This window comes from Bacillus sp. CPT56D-587-MTF (assembly GCF_058792335.1).
The window spans coordinates 3,472,036-3,496,822 of sequence record NZ_JBYTEF010000001.1 but is presented as its reverse complement, the minus strand read 5'-3'; the positions used below and the strand labels follow the sequence as shown (position 1 = coordinate 3,496,822).

Annotated in this window: 26 protein-coding genes; 25 read left to right on the top strand and 1 reads right to left on the bottom strand. The window is 37.0% G+C overall.

Annotated features, from left to right (window positions below; all coding sequences use genetic code 11):
- Positions 1-57: 57 nt before the first annotated feature.
- The 16 genes from AC3WVZ_RS17905 (at position 58) to spoVM (ending at position 15,175) form a co-directional block, all read left to right on the top strand.
- Positions 58-933, top strand: a complete 876-nt coding sequence (locus AC3WVZ_RS17905; protein ID WP_000625869.1) for a YicC/YloC family endoribonuclease — start codon at positions 58-60, stop codon at positions 931-933.
- Between the two features lie 67 nt (positions 934-1,000).
- The gene (gene remA / locus AC3WVZ_RS17900) at positions 1,001-1,264 is read left to right on the top strand and encodes an extracellular matrix/biofilm regulator RemA (protein WP_001251456.1); all 264 of its coding nucleotides are present in this window, start codon (positions 1,001-1,003) and stop codon (positions 1,262-1,264) included.
- Positions 1,265-1,277: 13 nt separating this feature from the next.
- Complete coding sequence (gene gmk, locus AC3WVZ_RS17895) at positions 1,278-1,895, top strand: guanylate kinase (protein ID WP_001257741.1); 618 nt, start codon at positions 1,278-1,280, stop codon at positions 1,893-1,895.
- Between the two features lie 2 nt (positions 1,896-1,897).
- Positions 1,898-2,110 (top strand): DNA-directed RNA polymerase subunit omega, encoded by a 213-nt coding sequence (rpoZ, locus tag AC3WVZ_RS17890; RefSeq protein ID WP_000933960.1) that lies wholly within the window; start codon positions 1,898-1,900, stop codon positions 2,108-2,110.
- 172 nt (positions 2,111-2,282) lie between these two features.
- Positions 2,283-3,488 (top strand): bifunctional phosphopantothenoylcysteine decarboxylase/phosphopantothenate--cysteine ligase CoaBC, encoded by a 1,206-nt coding sequence (gene coaBC, locus AC3WVZ_RS17885; RefSeq protein WP_233935227.1) that lies wholly within the window; start codon positions 2,283-2,285, stop codon positions 3,486-3,488.
- Entirely contained in the window at positions 3,485-5,890 is a 2,406-nt protein-coding gene (priA, locus tag AC3WVZ_RS17880; RefSeq protein WP_233935225.1) for a primosomal protein N', read from the top strand. The genes coaBC and priA overlap by 4 nt, the downstream gene beginning before the upstream one ends.
- Before the next feature lie 11 nt (positions 5,891-5,901).
- Positions 5,902-6,372 carry a peptide deformylase gene (gene def / locus AC3WVZ_RS17875; RefSeq protein WP_000279455.1) on the top strand — a complete coding sequence of 157 codons (471 nt, stop codon included), beginning with the start codon at positions 5,902-5,904 and terminating at the stop codon, positions 6,370-6,372.
- 23 nt (positions 6,373-6,395) lie between these two features.
- Positions 6,396-7,340, top strand: coding sequence for a methionyl-tRNA formyltransferase (gene fmt / locus AC3WVZ_RS17870; protein WP_000598804.1), 945 nt, complete (start codon positions 6,396-6,398; stop codon positions 7,338-7,340).
- Positions 7,337-8,671, top strand: a complete 1,335-nt coding sequence (rsmB, locus tag AC3WVZ_RS17865) for a 16S rRNA (cytosine(967)-C(5))-methyltransferase RsmB (RefSeq protein WP_001249666.1) — start codon at positions 7,337-7,339, stop codon at positions 8,669-8,671. Before fmt ends, rsmB begins: the two co-directional genes overlap by 4 nt.
- 4 nt (positions 8,672-8,675) lie before the next feature.
- Complete coding sequence (rlmN, locus tag AC3WVZ_RS17860) at positions 8,676-9,764, top strand: dual-specificity RNA methyltransferase RlmN (RefSeq protein WP_000450540.1); 1,089 nt, start codon at positions 8,676-8,678, stop codon at positions 9,762-9,764.
- 4 nt (positions 9,765-9,768) lie between these two features.
- Positions 9,769-10,521, top strand: a complete 753-nt coding sequence (locus tag AC3WVZ_RS17855; protein ID WP_000648703.1) for a Stp1/IreP family PP2C-type Ser/Thr phosphatase — start codon at positions 9,769-9,771, stop codon at positions 10,519-10,521.
- An 8-nt stretch (positions 10,522-10,529) separates the two neighbouring features.
- Complete coding sequence (gene pknB / locus AC3WVZ_RS17850) at positions 10,530-12,503, top strand: Stk1 family PASTA domain-containing Ser/Thr kinase (protein WP_000904747.1); 1,974 nt, start codon at positions 10,530-10,532, stop codon at positions 12,501-12,503.
- A gap of 246 nt (positions 12,504-12,749) precedes the next feature.
- Positions 12,750-13,631, top strand: coding sequence for a ribosome small subunit-dependent GTPase A (rsgA, locus tag AC3WVZ_RS17845; protein WP_233935224.1), 882 nt, complete (start codon positions 12,750-12,752; stop codon positions 13,629-13,631).
- 2 nt (positions 13,632-13,633) lie between these two features.
- Positions 13,634-14,278, top strand: coding sequence for a ribulose-phosphate 3-epimerase (gene rpe / locus AC3WVZ_RS17840; protein WP_065212077.1), 645 nt, complete (start codon positions 13,634-13,636; stop codon positions 14,276-14,278).
- A gap of 69 nt (positions 14,279-14,347) precedes the next feature.
- Positions 14,348-15,028 (top strand): thiamine diphosphokinase, encoded by a 681-nt coding sequence (locus AC3WVZ_RS17835; RefSeq protein WP_000752665.1) that lies wholly within the window; start codon positions 14,348-14,350, stop codon positions 15,026-15,028.
- A gap of 66 nt (positions 15,029-15,094) precedes the next feature.
- Complete coding sequence (gene spoVM, locus AC3WVZ_RS17830; RefSeq protein WP_001213599.1) at positions 15,095-15,175, top strand: stage V sporulation protein SpoVM; 81 nt, start codon at positions 15,095-15,097, stop codon at positions 15,173-15,175.
- 73 nt (positions 15,176-15,248) lie between these two features.
- Here spoVM and rpmB read toward each other — a convergent pair whose 3' ends face one another.
- Positions 15,249-15,437, bottom strand: coding sequence for a 50S ribosomal protein L28 (rpmB, locus tag AC3WVZ_RS17825; RefSeq protein ID WP_000124776.1), 189 nt, complete (start codon positions 15,435-15,437; stop codon positions 15,249-15,251).
- A gap of 376 nt (positions 15,438-15,813) precedes the next feature.
- Between rpmB and AC3WVZ_RS17820 the strand changes: the two genes are divergently transcribed.
- The 9 genes from AC3WVZ_RS17820 (at position 15,814) to rncS (ending at position 24,683) form a co-directional block, all read left to right on the top strand.
- Positions 15,814-16,176, top strand: coding sequence for an Asp23/Gls24 family envelope stress response protein (locus tag AC3WVZ_RS17820; protein ID WP_000021109.1), 363 nt, complete (start codon positions 15,814-15,816; stop codon positions 16,174-16,176).
- Positions 16,177-16,198: 22 nt separating this feature from the next.
- Complete coding sequence (locus AC3WVZ_RS17815; protein ID WP_233935222.1) at positions 16,199-17,875, top strand: DAK2 domain-containing protein; 1,677 nt, start codon at positions 16,199-16,201, stop codon at positions 17,873-17,875.
- 290 nt (positions 17,876-18,165) lie between these two features.
- Complete coding sequence (gene recG / locus AC3WVZ_RS17810) at positions 18,166-20,214, top strand: ATP-dependent DNA helicase RecG (protein ID WP_065212076.1); 2,049 nt, start codon at positions 18,166-18,168, stop codon at positions 20,212-20,214.
- A gap of 88 nt (positions 20,215-20,302) precedes the next feature.
- Entirely contained in the window at positions 20,303-20,896 is a 594-nt protein-coding gene (gene fapR, locus AC3WVZ_RS17805; protein WP_000747348.1) for a transcription factor FapR, read from the top strand.
- Positions 20,893-21,885: a phosphate acyltransferase PlsX gene (gene plsX, locus AC3WVZ_RS17800; RefSeq protein ID WP_000684100.1), complete on the top strand. Its 993-nt coding sequence runs from the start codon at positions 20,893-20,895 to the stop codon at positions 21,883-21,885. Before fapR ends, plsX begins: the two co-directional genes overlap by 4 nt.
- A gap of 14 nt (positions 21,886-21,899) precedes the next feature.
- The gene (gene fabD / locus AC3WVZ_RS17795; protein ID WP_000515899.1) at positions 21,900-22,844 is read left to right on the top strand and encodes an ACP S-malonyltransferase; all 945 of its coding nucleotides are present in this window, start codon (positions 21,900-21,902) and stop codon (positions 22,842-22,844) included.
- Positions 22,844-23,584 (top strand): 3-oxoacyl-[acyl-carrier-protein] reductase, encoded by a 741-nt coding sequence (fabG, locus tag AC3WVZ_RS17790; protein WP_233935221.1) that lies wholly within the window; start codon positions 22,844-22,846, stop codon positions 23,582-23,584. Before fabD ends, fabG begins: the two co-directional genes overlap by 1 nt.
- A 69-nt stretch (positions 23,585-23,653) precedes the next feature.
- Entirely contained in the window at positions 23,654-23,887 is a 234-nt protein-coding gene (gene acpP / locus AC3WVZ_RS17785; protein ID WP_000786062.1) for an acyl carrier protein, read from the top strand.
- A gap of 58 nt (positions 23,888-23,945) precedes the next feature.
- Entirely contained in the window at positions 23,946-24,683 is a 738-nt protein-coding gene (rncS, locus tag AC3WVZ_RS17780; RefSeq protein ID WP_001146875.1) for a ribonuclease III, read from the top strand.
- The last annotated feature ends 104 nt before the right edge of the window (positions 24,684-24,787 follow it).

Here is a 24,787-nt window from a genome sequence, read left to right as displayed (position 1 = left end):
AGCCTTGTCTCTATTACCTTTTTCATTGAGTTATTTTATGGCTTGGATGTGATAAAAATGATTTCTAGTATGACAGGGTTTGGAAGATCGAAAGTAGAAAGTGATACTTTTCAAATTACAGTAGAAATGAAATCGGTGAACCACCGTTTTTTAGAGATGAGTATTCGACTTCCTAAGCAAATGATGGTATTTGAGGACAAAATTCGTAAAATAATTGCACAGCAAGTTCGACGTGGGCGCATCGAAGTGTCTATTAGTATAGCAGGTGAAGGACTTGTTGAAAGAAAATTAAGTGTGAATTGGTCACTTCTTGAGCAGTACCAATCGATGATGGAAGATATAAAAGGTAAATTTCAATTACAAGATTCTATTACACTTCAGCAATTAATGGCAATGCCAGAAGTAACAGCAATTGAAGAAATAGAAAATGTAAATGAACATTTTGAGAACAGTTTATATGAGGCTGTTCGTCAAGCTGCTCATATGTTGAAAACGATGAGAGATGGCGAAGGAGAACGATTACATAAAGATATAGCGTATCGTTTACAAGAGATTAGCAATTGTGTAAATGCGATTATTCCACATGCACCAATTGTTACACAAAAATATCGTGAACGATTAGAAAATCGCTTAAAAGAATTACATAATCAAGATCTAGATGAACAAAGATTGCTAACAGAAGTCGCAATCTTTGCAGAGCGTTGTGATATTCATGAAGAGTTAGTTCGTTTGCAAAGTCATTTAGAGCAATTTCGTGAAACATTGCAGATTGAAGAGCCTGTTGGAAGGAAAATGGATTTCATCGTGCAAGAGATGCATAGAGAAATTAATACGATTGGTTCTAAGGCAAATGACTTAACAATTTCAAAATATGTTGTAGAAATGAAAAATAACCTTGAAAAAATTCGTGAACAAGTACAAAATATTGAGTAGCTTTCAAAAAATATATAAAGTTATACGTGGTGGAGAAATCGGATAGACTTACTAGGAGGCGCAAACTATGGCCATGCGGTTTTTAAATATTGGATACGGAAATATTGTATCTGCTCATCGAATTATTGCTATTGTAAGTCCGGAGTCAGCTCCTATTAAACGAACAGTACAAGAAGCACGCGAACATAATGCTTTGCTTGATGCTACGTATGGGAGAAAAACAAGGGCGGTTATTGTTATGGATGATGGGCATGTTGTATTAAGTCCAATTCAACCAGAGACGATTGCACATCGTTTGAATAATAAAGAAGATTTAAGTGAGGAAGGGTAGGTTTTACATATTTATGAGAAGTAGAAGAGGATTGCTCATCGTTCTTTCAGGGCCTTCTGGGGTTGGAAAAGGGACGGTTCGTAAAGAGCTGTTTAGCCATGAGGATACACGTTTTCAGTACTCTATTTCAGTAACGACACGTAAGCCGCGTGAAGGTGAAGTAGATGGTGTGGATTATTTCTTTAAAGAAAGAGAAGAATTCGAGGAAATGATTCGTAATGAAAAATTACTTGAGTGGGCTGAGTTCGTAGGTAATTATTACGGAACACCGATTGACTATGTTGAAAAAACATTACAAGAAGGAAAAGATGTATTCTTAGAAATTGAAGTGCAAGGAGCAATTCAAGTTAAGAAAGCTTTCCCAGAAGGTGTATTTATTTTCTTAGCACCTCCAAGTTTATCTGAACTAAAGAGCCGTATTGTCGGACGTGGTACAGAGACTGAAGATGTTATTGAAAATCGTTTAACTGTAGCGAAAGAAGAAATCGAGATGATGGACGCTTACGACTATGTAGTAGAAAACGATCAAGTTGAATTAGCTTGTGATAGAATTAAAGCAATTGTGGTTGGCGAACATTGCCGCCGCGAAAGGGTAGCAAAATATTATAAAGAAATGACGGAGGGTCTATAATTATGTTAAATCCATCAATTGACTCATTACTACAAAAAATCGATTCTAAGTACACTTTAGTAACAGTGGCTGCAAAACGCGCACGTGAAATGCAACTTGCTAATAACTGTGTTGTAGAAAAACCTGTTTCTCATAAATGTGTAGGTAAAGCATTAGAAGAAATCGATGCAGAAGCATTAAGCTACGTACCAAGTGAAGATAAAGTAGCTGAATAAGCCTTTGCCTTCGACAAAATAAAACATAGACTTTATAATTTTCTATGTAACGGTAACAACCTATTTACAAGTAGGTTGTTATTTTTTTACGAAAGGAATGAAATATCGGTACTGACGAGCTGAGAATTCTATTTCAGTATTATAAGTTTGAAAAAGAAAGAGGACGAGTCATATGCTAAAAGGGAAAAAGATACTTTTATGTGTAACAGGAGGCATTGCGGTTTTTAAAGCAGCTGCGTTAACGAGTAAATTGACACAATCTGGCGCGATTGTCAAAGTAATGATGAGTGAGTCGGCAATGAAGTTTGTTACGCCTCTTACATTCCAAGCGCTTTCTCGCCATGATGTATATACGGATACATTCGATGAGAAAGACTCAGCTGTTATTGCTCATATTGATTTAGCAGATTGGGCGGATGTTGTACTTGTCGCACCTGCTACTGCCAATTGTATTGGAAAGTTAGCTGGTGGTATTGCAGATGATATGATTACAACTACTTTGTTAGCTACTACAGCTCCGGTATGGATTGCGCCTGCTATGAATGTGCATATGTATGAAAATAAAATAGTTCAAAAAAATATGATGACATTGAAAACGCTAGGATATACATTTATTGAGCCTGGGGAAGGCTTTTTAGCATGTGGATATGTAGCGAAGGGACGACTAGAAGAACCTGAAGCAATTATTGCACGGTTAGAGGAAGCTTTCTCAGAACACAAACCATTGCAGGGAAAAAGAATATTAATAACTGCTGGCCCAACACGTGAAAAGGTTGATCCAGTTCGTGTTATGACGAATTTTTCTTCTGGGAAAATGGGGTATGCGATTGCGGAAGTGGCAGCGAATTTAGGCGCTGATGTTATACTCGTTTCAGGACCGACAGCATTAAATCCACCGTTACATGTAACGACAGTGCAAGTGGAATCTGCACAAGATATGTTAGAAGCAGTTCTTCAACATTATCAAAACGTAGACGTTGTCATTAAAACAGCAGCAGTTGCAGATTATCGTCCGAAATATGTGCATGAGAATAAAATGAAAAAGCAAAATGGTGATGCTGTCATTGAACTTGAAAGAACGGTGGATATTTTAAAAACATTAGGGCGGAAAAAGGATAAACAGTTACTTATCGGTTTTGCTGCTGAAACGACAAATGTAGAGGAATATGCAACGAAAAAACTACGTGAGAAAAATGCAGATATGATTGTCGCGAATGATGTAAAAGCGCAAGGAGCTGGATTTGGCACGGATACGAATATTGTAACAATGTATAGAAAAGATGGAAAAGTTATTGAGTTGCCACTTTTAATGAAAAAAGAGGTAGCTCGTGAAATATTGAAGCAAATTGAAATGATGTTAGAAGATGATCGTTTATGAAATTTGCAAGTGTAATTGTTGATGTACCTGTCCGTCAGACAGATCGACCATTTGATTATATTATTCCTAAAAAATGGGAAGATATTGTACAGACAGGAATGCGTGTAGTAGTTCCGTTTGGGCCAAGAAAATTGCAAGGTTTTATTATTGGGATTAAAGATTCGGTGGATGTAGAAAGTAAGAAGTTAAAGACAATCCATGAAATATTAGATGTAACACCGGTTTTAAATGATGAATTATTAAAGCTTGGATATTGGCTTACAAGTGAAACGTTATGCTACATGATTTCAGCTTTTCAAGTGATGCTTCCAACTGCGATAAAAGCAACGTATAAAAAACGTCTACAACTTTGTAAACAGGAAGAAATAGCACCTGAAATACTATATTTATTTCAGGATAAAGAAGCAATTGATTTTGAAGTAATCGAGCAACAGCCACATTTATACCGAACTATTCAACAAGAAATTAAAAATGGTACGGTTGAAGTCGTTTATCAAGTGAAAGATAAAGTACAAAAGAAGAAGCAAAGAGTGGTTCAGCCGGAGTTGCCAGAAGATAAATTGGAATTAGCGGCATTTGAACTGAAAAGTAAAAAACAACAAGATGTACTTTATTATTTTGTGGAAAATTATAAAAGTACACCGTTGAAAGTAATTACAGAAGAGTTACAAATAACAGATGCTCCAATAAAAGCACTTGTTAAAAAGGGATTCATTTCAGAAAAGTATGTGGAAGTATACCGAAATCCGTATGACGATGATGATTTTGAACAAACAAAACCATTTCCACTTACGGAGGAACAAAAACAAGTTATTACACCGATTTTATCATCAATTACAAATGAAACTTATAATCCATTTTTGCTATATGGTGTTACAGGAAGTGGAAAGACAGAAGTATATTTACAATCTATAGCAGCAGTGCTCAAGAAAGGAAAAGAAGCTATCGTTCTTGTTCCTGAAATTGCACTAACGCCCCAAATGGTGGATCGTTTTAAAGGTAGGTTTGGCTCGCAAGTTGCAGTTCTTCATAGTGCGTTGTCTGTTGGAGAAAAGTATGACGAGTGGCGTAAGATTTTAAGAAAAGAAGTGAAAGTTGTAGTTGGTGCGCGTTCAGCTGTTTTTGCGCCTTTTGAGAATTTAGGGATTATTATTATTGACGAAGAGCATGAATCAAGTTACAAACAAGAAGATAATCCGAGGTATCATGCAAGAGATGTAGCTGTCTGGAGAGGACAATATCATAAATGTCCTATCGTTCTTGGTAGTGCGACACCAACACTTGAATCGTTTGCAAGGGCGAAAAAAGGTGTTTATGAACTATTAATAATGGAAAAACGTATGAATGAACAAGCTTTACCAACGGTAGAGATTGTTGACATGCGAGAAGAACTTCGTGACGGGAATCGATCAATGTTTTCTAAGGCGCTGCATGAAAAAATAGCAGATCGATTAGAAAAGAAAGAACAAATGGTACTCTTTTTAAATAGAAGAGGTCATTCTACATTTGTTATGTGCCGTGATTGTGGGTATGTTGTCCAATGTCCGCATTGTGATATTTCATTGACATATCATAAAATGAATCATCGTTTAAAATGTCATTATTGTAGTTACGAAGAGAATATGCCAACTGAGTGTCCAGCTTGTCAAAGTACATACATTCGTTTCTTTGGTACAGGTACACAAAAGGTAGAAGAAGAAATTACAAAACTATTTCCAGAGGCGCGAGTCATTCGAATGGATGTAGATACGACAAGTCGAAAAGGAATGCATGAAAAATTATTAAAGGCGTTTGGGGAAGAAAAAGCAGATATATTACTTGGAACACAAATGATTGCTAAAGGATTAGATTTTCCGAAAGTAACGCTCGTTGGGGTTTTAACTGCAGATACGATGCTTCACTTACCTGATTTTCGGGCGAGTGAAAAGACATATCAGTTATTGACGCAAGTAAGTGGACGAGCGGGTAGACATGAATTGCCAGGGGAAGTTGTGATTCAAACGTATACGCCAGAACATTACAGTATAGAGTTAGCGAAGAACCAACAATATGATGTGTTTTTTGACCAAGAAATGCAAATGAGACGAACAAGACAATATCCCCCATATTACTATGTTGTACTCGTAACTGTATCTCATCCAGAATTATTAAAAGCGGTACAAGTGACGGAAAAAATTGCCTCGTATTTACGAACGCATTGCTCACAGCAAACAATGGTGCTAGGACCAGTTGCTTCAGCGATTCCAAGGATAAAAGATAGATATCGTTATCAATGCATGATAAAATACAAACGGGAACCAAACTTAAAGAACGTGCTCAAAATGGTAAATGAACATTATCAAGCAGAAATGCAAAAAGAGCTACAAATCTCAATTGATTTTAATCCAACAATGTTAATGTAGCGGAGGGAAATATGGCAGTTTTAGAAATAATAAAGCATCCAAATGAAGTGTTAGAAACACCATGCGAAAGAGTAATTAACTTTGATAAAAAGTTAGTGAAATTGTTGAAAGATATGCATGAAACAATGTTAATTGCGGACGGAGTCGGTTTAGCTGCGCCTCAAGTAGGTGTAAGCTTGCAAGTAGCGGTTGTTGATGTCGATGATGATACTGGGAAAATCGAGTTAATCAATCCATCAATATTAGAAAAACGTGGTGAACAAGTAGGTCCCGAAGGCTGTTTAAGCTTCCCGGGACTTTATGGTGAAGTAGAACGTGCCGATTATATTAAAGTAAGAGCGCAAAATCGCCGTGGGAAAGTATTCTTATTAGAAGCGGAAGGATTTTTAGCGCGTGCAATTCAACATGAAATTGATCATTTACACGGTGTTTTATTTACATCGAAAGTGACAAGATATTATGAAGAAAACGAACTAGAATAGGTGTTAAAAGGAGCGGTTTTTAAATGATAAAAGTAGTGTTTATGGGAACACCGGACTTTTCAGTGCCGGTGCTTCGTCGTCTTATTGAAGATGGCTATGAGGTAGTAGGTGTTGTGACGCAACCTGATCGTCCAGTAGGTAGAAAAAAAGTATTAACACCTACACCTGTTAAAGTTGAAGCGGAAAAACATGGTATCCCTGTGTTACAGCCGTTAAAAATTCGTGAAAAAGATGAATATGAAAAAGTATTGGCATTAGAGCCAGATTTAATTGTAACAGCTGCATTTGGGCAGATTGTACCAAATGAAATTTTAGAAGCACCAAAGTATGGGTGTATTAATGTTCACGCTTCTTTACTTCCTGAACTTCGTGGTGGTGCACCAATTCATTATGCAATTATGGAAGGTAAAGAAAAAACAGGTATTACAATTATGTATATGGTAGAAAAATTGGATGCTGGTGATATCTTAACGCAAGTGGAAGTTGAAATTGAAGAGCGTGAAACGACAGGCTCATTATTTGATAAATTAAGTGAAGCAGGAGCACACCTTCTATCTAAAACAGTGCCTTTATTAATTCAAGGTAAGTTAGAACCGATTAAACAAAACGAAGAAGAAGTAACGTTTGCGTACAATATAAAACGTGAGCAAGAGAAAATTGATTGGACAAAAACAGGTGAAGAAGTATACAATCACATTCGCGGATTGAATCCATGGCCAGTTGCTTATACAACTTTAGCAGGACAAGTTGTTAAAGTATGGTGGGGGGAAAAAGTGCCTATAACTGAACCGGCTGAAGCAGGTACAATTGTTGCAATCGAAGAAGATGGTTTTGTTGTAGCAACGAGTAATGAAACAGGTGTTAAAATTACTGAATTGCAACCTTCTGGTAAAAAGCGTATGAGTTGTTCACAATTTTTACGTGGAACAAAACCTGAAATTGGAACGAAGTTAGGAGAAAATGCATGAGACAAAATGTTCGTGAATTAGCTCTTGATGGTTTAATTCAAGTGGAAAAAAGTGGTGCATATAGCAACTTACTTTTAAATAATCTAATTGAAAAAAGTGCAATTGATAGAAAAGATATTGGTTTATTAACTGAAATTGTATATGGAACGATTCAACGTCGTGACACATTAGATTATTATTTACAGCCTTTTTTAAAAAAGAAGGTTGAGGCGTGGGTAAGAGTATTGCTTCGCTTATCTTTATATCAAATGATTTATTTAGACCGAGTGCCAGAAAGAGCGGCTATTCATGAAGCGGTTGAGATTGCAAAGCGTCGCGGGCATAAAGGAATTGCTGGTATGGTGAACGGTGTATTACGTTCGATTCAGAGAGAAGGTGTACCTTCTGTAGATGAAATCAAGGATCCAGTAGAACGTCTTGCAATTACAACAAGTCATCCAGTTTGGCTTGTCCAAGAGTGGACTTCAGAATACGGTTTAGAAACTGCAGAAAAAATGTGCGAAGTAAACATGTTACCCCCTGTACCAACAGCGCGTGTGAATGTTGATAAGGTAACTGTAGAAGAAGCGATTGAGTTGTTAGCAAGTGAAGGTATAGAAGCAAAACGTGGTGACTTATCAGATGATGCTATTCAGATTGAAAGAGGAAATGTAGCGCATACAGAAGCGTTCAAAAAAGGATTTCTTTCTATTCAAGATGAAAGTTCTATGCTTGTAGCACGCGCTTTAGAACCGAATACGGGAGATGCAGTTCTTGATAGTTGTGCTGCTCCAGGCGGAAAAACAACGCATATCGCGGAACGATTAAAGGGAACTGGTAAGGTCATGTCCCTTGATTTACATGCACACAAAGTACGTTTAATTAAACAGCAAGCAGAGCGACTTGGTCTAGAAAATGTCGAAACTAAAGCGCTAGATGCTAGAAAAGTGCAAGAGCACTTTGCAAATGAAACGTTTGATAAAATATTGGTAGATGCACCGTGTTCTGGATTTGGTGTAATTAGACGTAAACCTGATATTAAGTTAGGAAAAGATAAAGGCGATAGTGAAAGATTATCGACGATTCAAATTGCAATACTAGAAAAAATAGCACCATTATTAAAACAAGGCGGTCGTCTTGTTTATAGTACGTGCACAATTGAGAAAATAGAAAATGAACAAGTAATAGAGAAATTTTTACAAGAACATCCTGAATTTGAATGGGATACTACGCTTAAAGAGCGTATGCCAGAAAAATTAACTCCGTATATTGATGAAGGTCAAGTGCAAATTTTACCGCATTATTTTGCGACGGATGGCTTTTATATTGCTTGTTTAAGGAAGAAGGTGTAGCATCATGGAAACGACTGTAAGAAAACAAAAGAAAAATTTAGAAACGAAGAAACCATCAATTTACTCTTTACAACTTCATGAAATGCAAGATTGGTTAAAGGAACAAGGAGAACCGAAGTTCCGTGCTGGACAAATTTTTGATTGGTTATATAAAAAACGTGTAAAAAATTATGAGGATATGTCAAACCTTTCTAAAGGATTGCGTGATAAATTGTCGAATTCCTTTGATATTACTACTTTAAAAACGTTAGTAAAACAAACGTCTTCGGATGGAACAATTAAATTCTTATTCCAATTATATGACGGATATTCTATTGAAACGGTATTAATGCGACACGAATATGGAAATTCCATTTGTGTAACAACGCAAGTTGGTTGTCGTATTGGGTGTACGTTCTGTGCTTCGACACTTGGTGGATTAAAGCGAAACCTAGAAGCTGGAGAAATCGTAGCGCAAGTAGTAGAAGTTCAGCGTGCGCTTGATGAAACAGAAGAACGTGTAAGTTCTCTTGTTGTTATGGGGATTGGAGAACCATTTGATAACTATGATAATTTAATGGGATTCTTACGCATCATTAACCATGAAAAAGGACTTCATATTGGTGCGAGACATATGACTGTTTCGACGAGTGGAATTATCCCGAAAATTTATAAGTTTGCTGAAGAAGATCTACAAATTAATTTTGCGATTTCATTGCATGCTCCAAACTCAGAATTACGTTCAAAATTAATGCCGATTAACCGTGCTTATAAATTACCAGATTTAATGGAAGCTATTAAATACTATGTAAATAGAACAGGGCGTCGTATTACTTTTGAATATGGATTATTTGGAGGAGAAAATGACCAAGTAGAGCATGCTGAAGAGCTTGCTGCGCTCTTAAAAGGTGTAAAATGTCATGTGAACTTGATTCCGGTAAACTACGTACCTGAACGTGATTATGTACGTACGCCACGTGAACAAATTTTCTTGTTCGAAAAAACGTTAAAAGATCGTGGAGTGAATGTAACGATTCGCCGTGAACAAGGTCATGATATTGATGCAGCCTGCGGTCAGTTGCGTGCGAAGGAGCGCAAAGAAGAGACGAGGTGACGAGATGAAAGCCGTATTTCTATCGGATAAAGGAAAAGTTCGTCAACATAATGAAGATAGTGCAGGAGTTTTTCACAATTTAGATGGAAATGTATTAGCGGTAGTAGCAGATGGAATGGGAGGTCATCGAGCTGGTGATGTAGCTAGCTCGATGGCCATTCAATTATTCCATGATTATTGGAAGCAAACACATAATATGAATGAGCCGAAAAAAGTAGAACAATGGTTACATACTAGTGTTGGGATTATTAATGAGCGTATATATGAATATGCTCAGCAAAATGCAGAATGTAATGGTATGGGAACAACGCTTATAATAGCTGTTTGTACACCAAGCTTTGTGACAATAGGGCATATAGGAGATAGTCGTTGCTATATGGTATCAGAAGGAGAAATGACGCTAGTAACGGAAGATCATTCGCTTGTAAATGAGCTTGTGAAACATGGTGAAATTTCAAAGGAAGACGCAGAGTATCATCCGAAAAAGAATGTGTTATTAAGAGCATTAGGAACAGAAGAAAAAGTTGGGTTAGATGTTAAAACGTTGGTGATTGAGGAAGATGATCAATTACTTCTTTGCTCTGATGGGTTATCAAACAAAGTTTCTATTGATGATATGCGACAAATTTTACAGTTAAATGAACAGCTTGAAGGTAAAGGGCAGTGTCTCATTCAATTGGCAAATGATCGCGGTGGAGAAGATAATATCACACTTGTTCTTATTGATTATGCGGGTTCGACAAACGAAAGTAGGTGAAGTGCAACGTGCTGATTGGAAAACGCTTAAATGACCGTTATAAGCTGCTGAAAATGATTGGTGGTGGCGGAATGGCCAATGTATATTTAGCTCATGATGATATACTTGGCCGAGATGTAGCGGTAAAAATATTAAGACTCGACTACTCAAATAACGAAGAGTTTATTAAACGTTTCCATCGAGAAGCGCAGTCTGTTACAACGTTGTCGCATCCAAATATTGTGAATATGTATGATGTCGGAGAAGAAGATGGTATATACTATCTTGTCATGGAATATGTACCAGGGCAAACATTGAAGCAATACATAATTGAGCGAGGGATGTTACCTATAGGAGAAGCTCTTGATATTATGGAGCAGTTAACATCCGCTATGGCACACGCCCATCATTTTGAAATTGTGCATCGTGATATAAAGCCGCACAATATTTTAATTCGAGCTGATGGAATAATAAAAGTAACAGATTTTGGAATTGCGACAGCTACAAGTGCAACAACAATTACACATACAAATTCAGTGCTCGGTTCAGTCCATTATTTATCACCAGAACAGGCACGTGGCGGGATAGCAAATAAACAATCAGATATCTATTCTCTTGGGATAGTTATGTTTGAATTGTTAACAGGAAGACAACCGTTTTCTGGCGAATCTGCTGTTGCTATAGCTTTAAAACATTTACAAAGTGAAATCCCATCACCAAAAAGATGGAATGAAAATATTCCACAAAGTGTTGAAAATATTATATTAAAAGCAACTGCAAAAGATCCGTTCCATCGATATCAATCTGCCAATGCGATGAAGCGAGATATTGAAACTGCGCTATATCCAGAGAGGATAAATGAGCAACCGTTTTACATACCAGAAGATATGGAAGCGACGAAAGCGATTCCAATTATTCAACAAGAACAATTATTTGAAAATGTAAGTGATGAAACGATTGTTTTAAAAGGGAGTAAGGTGGAAGAACCGATAAGAGCAGAAGCAGCTGAGTTAGATAAGAAGAAAAAACGGAGTAACAAGTGGCTTAAAGTTTTAATTTCAACATTTTTATTTTTAGCAATAGGAATAACATTAGCGCTTACGGTTATTCCAGGATTATTTATTCCGAAAGATGTGAAAGTTCCTGATGTGGCTGGTATGAAATACACGACAGCTGTAAATACATTAGTAGAAAAGGGCTTTGAGGTGACGGAGCCTAATATTGTATATACAGATGATGTTGAAGTTGGGGATGTAATAAAAACGGACCCTGTAGCAGGAAGAGTCGTAAAAGAAAACGCTAAAATTACTATCTATCAATCAGGTGGGAAAAAGAAAAGTAAGATGGCGAATTTCACAGGGCAAAACTTTGAGAGTGTAAAAGCTGAGTTAGAAGAAAAATATAAACAAGTTACAGTAAATTATATTGAAAATGATAAGCCGAAAGGTGAAATTGTAGAGCAAATTCCGACGCCTGATCAAATGGTTATAGAAGCGGAGCAAGAACTGAAAATCTGGGTAAGTAAAGGTCCTTATCAAATTAGACCAGGTGACTTTTCGGGGTGGACTGAAAATAGTGTAACTGGTTATTTGAATGAGAGAAAACTAACGTCAGATATAAAACGAGAGTATTCAGATACAGTCGAAAAAGGACTTGTAATTTCGCAATTTCCAAAACCAGGTACACCATTAAAAGAGGGAGATAAAGTAACTATTATTATCTCTGATGGTCAAAAGCCTAAAGTGACTAAAACGGTAAAATTGGACAATATCTCTATCCCATATGAGCCTGCTGTAACAGGTGAAAAAAAGCCGCAAACAATAGAAATTTATAAAGAAGACATGCAGCAAAAAATGGATAGACCGGTTGAAACGAGAACAATTACTGAATCAGCGACTATTTCTTTAGAATTTGTAATTCAAGAGGGTTCAAAGGGACACTATAAAATTGTACGAGATGGAGTAACGATTATTGATAAAGAAGTACCATATCCAACTCAATAATAGTGAAAGTCTACTTATTATTATTGCCTGTTATGCTGTCTACAAAGTGGACGGTATAGCAGGCAATAATATATGATTCAAAAAGCTAGTAAAGTGATGCAGCTGTAAATATTTTTTTGCATTTAATGGGAAATTTAATGTATATTAGCGAAAGTATATATGGTAGGTTTTGAAATCGTTATTTAGAAAATTTAAATCCATTCATTTTTAAATTCAGCATCACCTTATACAAAAAAGGAGAATTCTATGCCAGAAGGAAAAATTATAAAAGCTTTAAGTGGGTTTTATTACGTGCAGCATGAAGAAGGGGTTACGCAATGTCGTGGACGAGGTGTATTTAGAAAAAATAAAATTACACCACTTGTAGGAGACCAAGTTGTTTTTCAGGCAGATAATCCAACTGATGGTTATGTGCTTGAAGTGTTTGATCGAAAAAATGAACTTGTTAGACCTCCTATTGCTAATGTCGATCAAGCGATCCTTGTGTTCTCTGCAGTAGAACCAGATTTTAATCCTGGACTGTTAGATCGATTTTTAGTGCTGATTGAATATCATAACATTAAGCCAATTATTTGTATTAGCAAGATGGATTTAGTAGATGAAAAGATGAAAGCAACTGTTGAAGCTTATGCGAATGATTATCGTGAGATGGGTTATGATGTTTTATTTACTTCTATTAATACGTCAGAAAGTATTGATATATTAAAACCATACTTAGAAAATTGTGTTTCTGTCGTTGCGGGTCAATCTGGTGTGGGGAAATCTTCAATGCTTAATGTGCTACGTCCAGAATTAGAGCTGAAAACAAATGATATTTCCTCCCATTTAGGACGCGGGAAGCATACGACAAGACACGTAGAATTAATTGCAATTGGGAGTGGACTAGTAGCAGATACACCGGGGTTTAGTTCACTAGATTTCATTGATATAGAAGTAGAAGATCTTACATATTGTTTTCCAGAGTTGAAAGAAGCGAGCCAATACTGTAAATTTAGAGGGTGTACACATCTTTCTGAACCGAAATGTGCGGTGAAAGCTGCGGTTGAAGAAGGGAAGATTACAGAATATCGCTATAAGAACTATAAACAATTCGTAGAAGAAATTAGAGAGAGAAGGCCGAGGTATTAGTTATGATTAAAATTGCACCATCGATTTTATCAGCAGATTTTTCAAAATTAGGGGAAGAGATTAAAGATGTAGAAAAGGGTGGAGCGGATTACATTCACGTTGACGTAATGGATGGACATTTCGTACCAAATATTACGATTGGACCGTTAATTGTAGAAGCAATCCGTCCGATTACATCATTACCATTAGATGTACATTTAATGATTGAAAATCCTGATAACTATATCCCGACTTTCGCACAAGCGGGAGCGGATATTATTACTGTTCACGTAGAGGCGTGTCCGCATCTACATCGTACAATTCAGTTAATTAAATCTCATGGTATTAAAGCGGGCGTTGTATTAAATCCACATACGCCAGTTTCAGCAATTGAGCATGTATTAGAAGATATAGATATGGTATTACTTATGACAGTAAACCCTGGATTTGGTGGACAGAAGTTTATCCATTCTGTATTACCGAAAATTAAACAAGTTGCAGACATGGTGAAAGAGCGCAATCTAGAAGTAGAAATTGAAGTTGATGGTGGTGTAAACGCTGAAACAGCAAAGCTTTGTGTGGAAGCAGGAGCAAATGTACTTGTAGCTGGGTCAGCAGTATACAATCAAAAAGACCGCGGTGAAGCAATTCGCGTAATTCGTGGGTAGTGATGAACTTTTATCCTAGTAAGGTATTTATAGGATAGGGTAAAAATATGTAAAAAGGCAATCTACCGAATGGCAGATTGCCTTTTTACAATGGAAGGGGAAGAAAAAATGATTATTCATATTTTGGCAGGAGGACCTTCGGAATATTGTGCAGATTTTGCTCGATATGAGAATGAGGAAGTAGTGTGGGCAGCGGTTGATAGGGGAGTATACCGTCTATTAAAGAAAGGGATTACACCGGCTGTTGCGTTTGGAGATTACGATTCAGTTACTGAAGAAGAATTAGTATGGATGGGACAGCAAACGAACGAATTACATATTGTTCCGCGAGAAAAAGATCAAACGGATTTAGAAATTGCAATTAACTGGGCATTAGGACAGAAGCCGGCACTAATTCGTATTTTTGGTGCTACCGGTGGAAGGCTTGATCACGGTTTGGCAAATATACAGATGCTTTTAAAAGGGTTAGAAGTAGAGATAGAAATGTGTATTGTGGACAATAAAAATGAAATAACAGTTAAAAAAGTGGGTACACATATAATTGAAGAAAATAAAAACTTTCCTTATGTATCTTTTGTACCAGTTACTGAAATAGTGGAAGGGATTACATTGTTTGGTTTTAAGTACCCGCTTACTAATAAAACAATAGAGTGGGGATCAACACTTTGTATTAGTAACGAACTCGTTGAGGAAAAAGGTACTTTTTCATTTACTTCTGGCATATTAATGTTGATAAGAAGCACTGATTGAAGAAACAATTTTGCTCCTTACATCATATAGTGACCAAGTGGAGTAATGGGGATTAGGAGGGAAACCATGAGATTTTATACAATTAAGTTACCTAAATTTCTTGGTGGAATTGTTCGTGCAATGTTAAATACCTTCAAAAAAGATTAAAAAAAGCACCTATCACCGGTGCTTTTTCCATTGTTATAGTAAAAAAAGAGCCTATCGGCTCTTTTTTTTATTATTAAACACGTTCGATTTTGCCAGATTTTAATGCTCTAGCAGAAACGTAAACACGTTGAACTTTTCCGTCGATGCGTACGCGAACTTTTTGAAGGTTAGCGCCCCACTTACGTTTTGTAGCGTTCATTGCGTGAGAACGAGAGTTACCAGAACGAGCTTTTCTTCCAGTAATAGCACAAACACGAGCCATTTATATTTCCCTCCCTTGATACCTTACCATACGTAATTTTTCAATGTTAGTCTTTTATGCGATGCTAAAAACACTACTATAATTTAACACAACTAAAAAGAGAATGCAACACCGTAGAAAAAAGAAATCAAGAAAATTTACTTGACACTATATGTCAATGAAGAAAAGTTGAAATCCATAAAAATTGCTTGACATATTATAGTGGTACATGTTGTATAATAACAATGGACTATTTTGCTCATCATAAAAAAGTGTAATTTAAAACATAAAATATGAGAGTGAAAAGAAAGAACGATGGAATTTTCTTTAAAAAGATTATATGATAGTAACTAAAGTAGTCTAGCTCACTTTCACCATTTATGAAGGGGGAAACGAGATGTCAATTGAAATTAAAACGAAGTACGGTCAAATTGATATTAGTACAGATGTAATTGCAACAATTGCTGGAGGTGCCGCGGTAGATTGCTACGGTATCGTAGGTATGGCATCAAAAAATCAGTTAAAAGATGGATTAACAGACATTTTACGAAAAGAAAACTTCACTAGAGGTGTTATTGTTCGTAAAGATGAAGATGAAGTACATATTGATATGTATATTATTGTGAGCTATGGTACGAAAATTTCAGAAGTGGCACATAATGTGCAGACGAAAGTGAAATATACATTAGATCAAACTGTAGGACTAGCAGTAGATTCTGTAAACATCTACGTACAAGGAGTTAAAGTAATAAACTTGTAATGTGCATTAAGGAGGAAAATCTGTGTCAATTCAAAAAATTGATGGAAAACGTTTATCACAAATGATCATGCAAGGAGCGAATAATTTAACAAATAATGTTCAGCTTGTTGATGCATTAAACGTATTTCCAGTTCCAGATGGCGATACCGGTACAAACATGAACTTATCTATGACTTCAGGTGCGCGTGAAGTGAAAGCAAATCCTTCACAGCATGCTGGTAAAGTCGGCGTAAGTTTAGCCAAAGGATTATTAATGGGAGCTCGTGGTAACTCTGGAGTTATTTTATCTCAGTTGTTCCGTGGTTTCTCTAAATCCATTGAACAAAAAGAAGAATTAACAACAGTTGATTTTGCTGCAGCACTAGAAGCTGGAGTAGAGGCGGCTTATAAAGCGGTTATGAAACCGATTGAAGGAACGATTTTAACGGTTGCAAGAGAAACGGGTAAATATGCAGTAACAGTTGCGAAAAAACAGCGCGACTTTGTTTTGTTTATGGAAGACGTTGTGAAAGAAGCAAACGCATCGTTAAATCGTACGCCAGATTTATTACCTGTATTAAAACAAGTTGGCGTTGTAGATAGCGGTGGTAAAGGTCTTGTAGTGGTATACGAAGGGTTTTTAGCTGACTTAAAAGGAGAAACGATTTCTTCTGATGCACCGACGCAACCATCTATGAATGAAATGGTACGCGCAGAACATCACCGTAGTGTACAAAGCCAATTGAGTACAGAAGATATTAAGTATGGATATTGTACAGAGTTCATGGTGAAATTAGAGGCTGAAAAGGTGAAAGAGCATAATTTCTCTGAACAAAAATTCCGTGAAGATATTAGTGTATATGGTGATTCTCTACTAGTTGTGTCTGATGATGAAATTGTAAAAGTTCATATCCATGCAGAACATCCTGGAGACGCTATGAACTACGGGCAAAAATACGGTAGTTTAATTAAGATTAAAGTAGAAAATATGCGTGAACAGCATACTGCTTTGTTAGATGAACCTACTATGGTTCCTGAGCAACCAGCTCAATCGAAAGAAAAACAACCATATGGTATCGTAACTGTAGCTATGGGATCTGGTATTAAAACTTTATTTGAGAGCATCGGCGCAACGAAAGTTATCGAAGGTGGTCAAACGATGAATCCAAGTACGGAGGATATCGTAAAGGTAATTGAAGAAGCAAATGCTGAAAAAATCATTATTTTACCGAATAACGGAAATATTGTAATGGCAGCAGAACAAGCGGCATCAGTTGTAGATCAAGAAGTTATTGTTGTTCGTTCGAAAACAGTTCCTCAAGGTATGGCAGCAATGTTAGCATTTAACCCAGTTGGAACGTTAGAAGAGAATGAAGAAAACATGCAAGAAGCTTTATCTCATGTGAAAACAGGTCAAATTACGTATGCTGTACGTGATACGGAAATTGATGGTGTAGCAATTCAAAAAGATGATTTCATGTGTATTGCAGATGGGAAAATTGTATCTACAAATGCTGAAAAAGTAGGAGCTGCGAAGCAATTACTAGAAGCGCTTATTGATGAAGATTCTGAAATCGTAACGATTCTACAAGGGGAAGATGCAACTGATGAAGAAGTAGCGGAGTTAGTTGAATTTGTAGAAGAGAAATTTGAAGATGCAGAAGTAGAAGTACATGCTGGAAACCAACCAGTGTATTCTTTCATCTTCTCTGTAGAATAAGATAAGATTCGTTTTGAAAATAAATGGATTACTTACTTGCTAATGGATAAGAAGTAGTAATATGAAGTTTATTACTAGTTTTTATTCAAAAGGCTAGCATATTGAAGAGAGAAAAGAGCCTTGCTGCTAATAGTGAGGCTCTTTTTTACTTGTTTTATATAAGGGATTTGAGTAGTTTCTCTTAGAATGCCTATGATAGAATATATAAGGTGAAAGAGAGCGATTACAGATGCTAATTGGTACTCAAATAAAATGCAATAAAGAAAATAATGTGACGGGGTGTGAGAATCTTGAATGATGTTGTACAAGTTCCTGTTACGGATGTAAAGGGGATTGGAGGAGAAACATCTGAGTTACTACATGAGATGGGTATTTATACAGTTTCTCATCTATTAGAACATTTTCCGTACCGTTATGAAGATTATGCGATGAAAGATCTTGCTGAAGTAAAGCATGATGAACGTGTAACGGTTGAAGGGAAGGTTCATAGTGCTCCTTTGCTGCAATATTATGGTAAGAAGAAATCGCGTTTAACAGTTCGTGTTCTCGTCGGTCGTTATTTAATTACGGCGGTATGTTTTAATAGGCCTTACTATAAGCAAAAATTAAAGTTAGATGAAACGATAACGATTACTGGTAAATGGGATCAACATCGTCAAACAATTGCTGTATCAGAACTTCATTTTGGACCGGTTGTACGTCAACAAGAAGTGGAACCTGTTTATTCAGTAAAGGGGAAACTTACAGTAAAACAGATGCGTCGTTTTATTGCTCAAGCGTTAAAGGAATATGGAGATTCTATAGTCGAAGTGTTACCGGATGGTTTGTTAGGGCGATATAAATTATTACCAAGATATGAAGCGCTCAGGGCATTGCATTTTCCGGTAGGACAGGAAGATTTGAAGCAAGCGCGTCGCCGTTTTGTATATGAAGAATTTTTCTTATTTCAGCTGAAAATGCAAACGCTCCGGAAAATGGAGAGGGAAAATTCAAAAGGGACGAAGAAAGAGATTCCGTCAGCAGAATTACAAGAATTTATCGATGCACTGCCGTTTCCATTAACGGGTGCGCAGCGCCGAGTTGTAGATGAAATTTTGAAAGATATGACATCTCCTTATCGGATGAACCGACTATTGCAAGGTGACGTTGGTTCTGGGAAAACAGTTGTTGCTGCGATTGGTCTTTATGCATCGAAATTAGCTCATTATCAAGGTGCTTTAATGGTTCCTACAGAAATTTTAGCTGAGCAACATTATCAGTCGCTTGCTGAAACGTTTTCGCATTTTGGTATGAAGGTGGAACTGTTAACAAGTTCTGTTAAAGGGGCGAGACGTCGAGAAATTTTAGCGAAGTTAGAACAAGGAGAAATAGATATTCTTGTTGGAACGCATGCCTTAATTCAAGATGAAGTTATATTTCATAGGTTGGGTCTCGTTATTACAGATGAACAGCATCGATTTGGTGTAGCGCAGCGCCGAGTTTTACGGGAGAAAGGTGAAAGTCCAGATGTATTATTTATGACAGCGACACCAATTCCGCGTACGCTTGCAATTACTGCATTTGGAGAGATGGATGTTTCGATAATCGATGAGATGCCAGCAGGTAGAAAGGTGATTGAAACATACTGGGCAAAACATGATATGTTAGATCGCGTTCTCGGTTTCGTTGAAAAGGAGATAAAAAAAGGAAGACAGGCATACGTTATTTGTCCTCTAATTGAAGAATCTGAGAAACTTGATGTGCAAAATGCTATCGACTTACATAGTATGCTGACGCATCATTACCAAGGGAAATGCCAAGTTGGATTGATGCATGGGAGATTATCGTCTCAGGAAAAAGAAGAGATAATGGGACAGTTTAGTGAAAATAAAGTACAAATTCTTGTATCGACAACAGTTGTTGAAGTAGGTGTGAACGTACCGAATGCGACTGTAATGGTTATTTATGATGCAGAACGTTTCGGTTTATCGCAGCTTCATCAGCTTAGAGGGCGTGTCGGCCGTGGTAGTGAACAATCATATTGTTTATTAATAGCAGACCCTAAATCAGAAACAGGGAAAGAAAGAATGCGCATAATGACTGAAACAAATGATGGATTTGTATTGTCAGAAAAAGATTTAGAATTACGAGGTCCTGGAGATTTCTTTGGGAGTAAGCAAAGTGGTTTACCAGAATTTAAGGTTGCTGACATGGTACATGATTATCGAGCGTTAGAAACGGCAAGGCAAGATGCGGCGATACTAGTAGATTCAGAAGCGTTTTGGCACAATAATCAGTATGCTGCCTTGCGTACGTATCTTGATGGGACAGGTGTGTTCCAAGGAGAGAAGCTCGATTAAAGGGAGTCAACAAAAGTTTTTGTTGCATTCTACTTTTAATGATTATATACTACTGTTAGTACCTAGTCATAAAAATGGATGGTGCGGTATGAAAAAAAGAAGAAGTAAAAAAGAAAGACAAGAGTTATTACAACAAACAATCGAATCAAATCCTTTTATTACGGATGAAGATTTAGCGGAAAAATTTCAAGTGAGTATACAAACGGTACGACTTGATCGTATGGAATTGTCTATTCCTGAATTAAGAGAGAGAATTAAACATGTAGCTACAAAGCAACATGAAGAAGATGTGAAATCTTTACCGTTAGAAGAGGTTGTTGGAGAAATTATTGATATTGAATTAGATAGACATGCAATCTCTATCTTTGAAGTAAAGATAGAACATGTATTTAAAAGAAATCAAATCGCTCGTGGGCATCATCTGTTTGCGCAAGCAAACTCACTAGCTGTTGCGGTTATTGATGAAGAATTAGCTTTAACTGCAAAGTCTACCATTCGATACATTCGCCCTGTAAAATTAGGAGAGCGTGTTGTTGCAAAAGCGCGCGTTGAAGATGTAGAGAATGATAAAGGACGGACGGTTGTCAAAGTGCGTAGCTTCGTTGGAGAAGAACTTGTTTTTACAGGCACTTTTGAAATGTATCGATCTAGTAATTATAGTGAGGAAGGTAACAACTTATGAAAATCGCAATAGATGCAATGGGCGGAGATCACGCTCCAAAGGCTGTAGTATTAGGGGCAATGAAAGCTATTAAGGAATATTCTGATTTACATATTACGTTAGTAGGGAAAGAAGAGGAAATTCGTCAATACTTAACGAGTGATGAACGAATTACTATTCTTCATACAGACGAAAAAATAGAATCAACGGAGGAACCAGTAAGAGCGGTTCGTCGAAAAAAACAAGCTTCAATGGTGCTTGCGGCACAACAAGTAAAGGATGGAGAAGCAGACGCTTGTATATCCGCAGGTAGTACAGGAGCTTTAATGGCAGCTGGATTATTTGTAGTCGGTCGTATGGAAGGAATTGAGAGACCAGCTTTATCGCCTACAATGCCAACTGTAGATGGAAAAGGTTTTGTTATGTTAGATGTTGGAGCAAATGTTGATGCAAAACCAATTCATTTATATCAATATGCAGTAATGGGATCTGTTTATGCTGAGAAGGTAAGAGGAATTGAAAATCCTCGCGTTGGACTATTAAACGTTGGAACAGAGGATGGAAAAGGAAACGAGCTTTCAAAGCAAGTATTTGCAATGCTTAAAGATGCGCCAATTAATTTCGTGGGGAACGTTGAATCAAGAGATTTATTGCAAGGTGTAGCAGATGTTGTTGTATGTGATGGTTTTACAGGGAATGTAGCGTTGAAATCATTAGAGGGAACAGCACTTGCGCTATTCTCTATGTTGAAAGAACAGTTAATGAGTTCATTTACGAGCAAATTAGCAGCGGCGGTATTAAAGCCAAAACTTATGGTATTAAAAGATAAAATGGATTATTCGGAGTATGGAGGAGCTGCATTATTTGGATTGAAAGCACCTGTCATTAAGGCTCACGGTTCTTCTAATGATCAGTCGATATTTAGTGCGATTCGTCAAACGAGAGAAATGGTAGCGAAAGAAGTAATTCCTACGATTTCAAGCGTAATGGAGAAAGAGTCACTCCAATAAGAGGAGGATTTGAAATGGGAAAAATAGCATTTCTTTTTCCGGGCCAAGGTTCACAGGCAGTTGGAATGGGTAAACAATTAGCAGAGAATAATAAAGAGGTTGCAAAAGTGTTTGCAAAAGCAGATGAGGTGTTGGAAGATTCACTTTCAGAAGTGATTTTTGAAGGACCGCAGGAAAAGCTTACATTAACAACAAATGCGCAGCCTGCATTATTAACAACGAGTTTTGCTATTTTGACAGCTTTGAAAGAGTATGACATTACACCTGACTTTGTCGCTGGTCATAGTTTAGGTGAATATAGTGCTCTTGTAGCAGCTGGTGCATTAACTTTTGAAGATGCTGTATATGCTGTAAGGAAACGTGGCGAATATATGGAAGAAGCTGTTCCGGGCGGGGAAGGCGCAATGGCAGCTATATTAGGTGCTGACCCACATATGCTGAAACAAGTTACAGAAGAAGTAACAAGTGAAGGATATGCAGTGCAAATCGCTAATATGAATAGTACGAAGCAAATTGTGATTTCTGGAACGAAGCAAGGCGTAGAGGTTGCTTCTCAAAGAGCGAAAGAAAATGGTGCAAAGAGAGCGATTCCACTAAAAGTAAGTGGGCCATTCCATTCTTCACTTATGAAGCCGGCAGCTGAGAAGTTCCAAAGTGTTTTAAATGAAATTACAATTCATGACACGAATATTCCTGTTATTGCAAATGTTACGGCGGAAGTTATTACACGTGGTGCAGACATTCAAGAAAAGTTAATCGAACAGCTTTATTCGCCTGTATTATGGTACCCGTCTATTGAATATATGGTGAACCAGGGAGTAGATACATTTATTGAAATTGGACCTGGAAAAGTACTTGCTGGACTTATGAAGTCAATTGATTCATCAGTAAAAGCATATGCGATATACGATGAAGAGACATTAAAAGATACCATTTCAAATTTGAGAGGAGAAAACTGATGTTAAAAGGGAAGGTAGCATTAGTAACTGGCGCTTCACGTGGAATTGGTCGCGCGATTGCGATTGATTTAGCGAAACAAGGGGCAAATGTAGTAGTAAATTATGCTGGTAATGAACAAAAAGCAAATGAAGTAGTAGATGAAATTGAAAAATTAGGTTCTGATGCAATTGCGGTAAGAGCAGATGTTGCAAATGCTGATGATGTTACAAATATGGTGAAACAAACAGTAGATACATTTGGACAAGTTGATATTCTTGTAAATAATGCTGGTGTAACGAAAGATAATTTATTAATGCGTATGAAAGAAGAAGAATGGGATACAGTTATTAATACAAACTTAAAAGGTGTATTCTTATGTACAAAAGCAGTATCTCGTTATATGATGCGTCAACGTCACGGTAGAATTATAAACATCGCTTCGGTTGTTGGTGTTATAGGAAACCCAGGACAAGCTAACTATGTTGCTGCTAAAGCGGGTGTTATTGGATTAACAAAAACATCTGCAAAAGAGTTAGCAAGTCGAAATATTACAGTGAATGCAATTGCGCCGGGCTTTATTGCGACTGATATGACGGATGTACTAGATGAGAATATTAAAGCCGAAATGTTAAAAGTTATTCCAGCTGCTCAATTTGGTGAAGCGAAAGATATCGCGAATGCTGTAACGTTTTTTGCTTCTGATCAAAGCAAATATGTTACAGGTCAAACGTTAAATGTTGATGGCGGTATGGTAATGTAATAAAAGAATCGATTTCACCTAGTTTTTTTGGTCAATATTTAATATAATATTTGAGGGGAGGTGAATGGAATGGCAGATGTTTTAGAGCGCGTAACAAAAATCATCGTTGATCGTTTAGGAGTAGAAGAGACTGAGGTAGTACCAGCTGCAAGCTTCAAGGAAGATTTAGGAGCAGACTCCCTAGATGTAGTAGAACTTGTAATGCAATTAGAAGATGAATTCGAAATGGAAATTTCTGATGAAGATGCTGAAAAGATTGCTACTGTTGGCGATGCTGTGACTTACATAGAGAGTCATCTATAATGCTTAAGTGAAGTCCCGTTTTTTAGCGGGGCTTTCTGGCTTATATCTGGAGGGACCTATGCCGTACCGAAAATATAGAGAAAAAAAATACGAAACAAAATATCGTGAAGCATTTAAAGTGTTTCAAGAAAAGATAGGTATTACGTTTACAGATGAAAAATTATTGATTCAAGCATTTACGCATTCATCGTATGTGAATGAGCATCGAAAAAAACCGCATGAAGATAATGAGCGTCTTGAATTTCTTGGAGATGCAGTATTGGAACTGACTGTATCGCAGTATCTGTTTCAAAAATATCCGACAATGAGCGAAGGAGAGTTAACAAAACTACGTGCAGCTATTGTATGTGAGCCATCTCTTGTTCGTTTTGCGAACGAATTGTCATTTGGTAGCCTTGTTTTATTAGGAAAAGGTGAAGAAATGACAGGTGGACGTGAACGACCAGCTTTATTAGCGGATGTCTTTGAAGCGTTTATTGGTGCCCTTTATCTTGATCAAGGGCTAGAAACAGTTTGGGAATTCTTAAAAGAAATTGTATATCCGAAAATTAATGAGGGTGCTTTTTCTCATGTGATGGATTATAAGAGTCAGTTGCAAGAATTGATTCAGCGTGATGGCAGTGGCAATGTTGAGTATCAAATTTTGCAAGAAAAAGGACCAGCTCACAATCGAGAATTTGTGTCACGTGTTACGTTAAATAACGTAGCTTTAGGTCTTGGTAGTGGTAAGTCGAAAAAAGAAGCAGAGCAACAAGCTGCTGCAGAAGCATTGAAAAAATTAAAAGAACAACTATAAGGAATCCCCCTTTGAATGAGGGGGATTCCTTGTGCATAGAATGAAACTTTCTTTTTGTTTATAATGAAAAAGAAGGTAAATCCGTATAATACTTGTTTTTGTAT

Excerpts from the sequence above, each read along its gene's own strand:
- gmk (WP_001257741.1), top strand. The coding sequence starts at position 1,278 with ATGAGAAGTAGAAGAGGATTGCTCATCGTTCTTTCAGGGCCTTCTGGG.
- fabG (WP_233935221.1), top strand. The coding sequence starts at position 22,844 with ATGTTAAAAGGGAAGGTAGCATTAGTAACTGGCGCTTCACGTGGAATT.
- rlmN (WP_000450540.1), top strand. The coding sequence starts at position 8,676 with ATGGAAACGACTGTAAGAAAACAAAAGAAAAATTTAGAAACGAAGAAA.
- plsX (WP_000684100.1), top strand. The coding sequence starts at position 20,893 with ATGAAAATCGCAATAGATGCAATGGGCGGAGATCACGCTCCAAAGGCT.
- fabD (WP_000515899.1), top strand. The coding sequence starts at position 21,900 with ATGGGAAAAATAGCATTTCTTTTTCCGGGCCAAGGTTCACAGGCAGTT.
- acpP (WP_000786062.1), top strand. The coding sequence starts at position 23,654 with ATGGCAGATGTTTTAGAGCGCGTAACAAAAATCATCGTTGATCGTTTA.
- rncS (WP_001146875.1), top strand. The coding sequence starts at position 23,946 with ATGCCGTACCGAAAATATAGAGAAAAAAAATACGAAACAAAATATCGT.
- fmt (WP_000598804.1), top strand. The coding sequence starts at position 6,396 with ATGATAAAAGTAGTGTTTATGGGAACACCGGACTTTTCAGTGCCGGTG.
- AC3WVZ_RS17835 (WP_000752665.1), top strand. The coding sequence starts at position 14,348 with ATGGCAGATTGCCTTTTTACAATGGAAGGGGAAGAAAAAATGATTATT.
- spoVM (WP_001213599.1), top strand. The coding sequence starts at position 15,095 with ATGAGATTTTATACAATTAAGTTACCTAAATTTCTTGGTGGAATTGTT.
- AC3WVZ_RS17820 (WP_000021109.1), top strand. The coding sequence starts at position 15,814 with ATGTCAATTGAAATTAAAACGAAGTACGGTCAAATTGATATTAGTACA.
- remA (WP_001251456.1), top strand. The coding sequence starts at position 1,001 with ATGGCCATGCGGTTTTTAAATATTGGATACGGAAATATTGTATCTGCT.
- rpmB (WP_000124776.1), bottom strand. The coding sequence starts at position 15,437 with ATGGCTCGTGTTTGTGCTATTACTGGAAGAAAAGCTCGTTCTGGTAAC.
- AC3WVZ_RS17905 (WP_000625869.1), top strand. The coding sequence starts at position 58 with ATGATTTCTAGTATGACAGGGTTTGGAAGATCGAAAGTAGAAAGTGAT.
- fapR (WP_000747348.1), top strand. The coding sequence starts at position 20,303 with ATGAAAAAAAGAAGAAGTAAAAAAGAAAGACAAGAGTTATTACAACAA.
- AC3WVZ_RS17855 (WP_000648703.1), top strand. The coding sequence starts at position 9,769 with ATGAAAGCCGTATTTCTATCGGATAAAGGAAAAGTTCGTCAACATAAT.
- rsmB (WP_001249666.1), top strand. The coding sequence starts at position 7,337 with ATGAGACAAAATGTTCGTGAATTAGCTCTTGATGGTTTAATTCAAGTG.
- rsgA (WP_233935224.1), top strand. The coding sequence starts at position 12,750 with ATGCCAGAAGGAAAAATTATAAAAGCTTTAAGTGGGTTTTATTACGTG.
- coaBC (WP_233935227.1), top strand. The coding sequence starts at position 2,283 with ATGCTAAAAGGGAAAAAGATACTTTTATGTGTAACAGGAGGCATTGCG.
- def (WP_000279455.1), top strand. The coding sequence starts at position 5,902 with ATGGCAGTTTTAGAAATAATAAAGCATCCAAATGAAGTGTTAGAAACA.
- priA (WP_233935225.1), top strand. The coding sequence starts at position 3,485 with ATGAAATTTGCAAGTGTAATTGTTGATGTACCTGTCCGTCAGACAGAT.
- rpoZ (WP_000933960.1), top strand. The coding sequence starts at position 1,898 with ATGTTAAATCCATCAATTGACTCATTACTACAAAAAATCGATTCTAAG.
- rpe (WP_065212077.1), top strand. The coding sequence starts at position 13,634 with ATGATTAAAATTGCACCATCGATTTTATCAGCAGATTTTTCAAAATTA.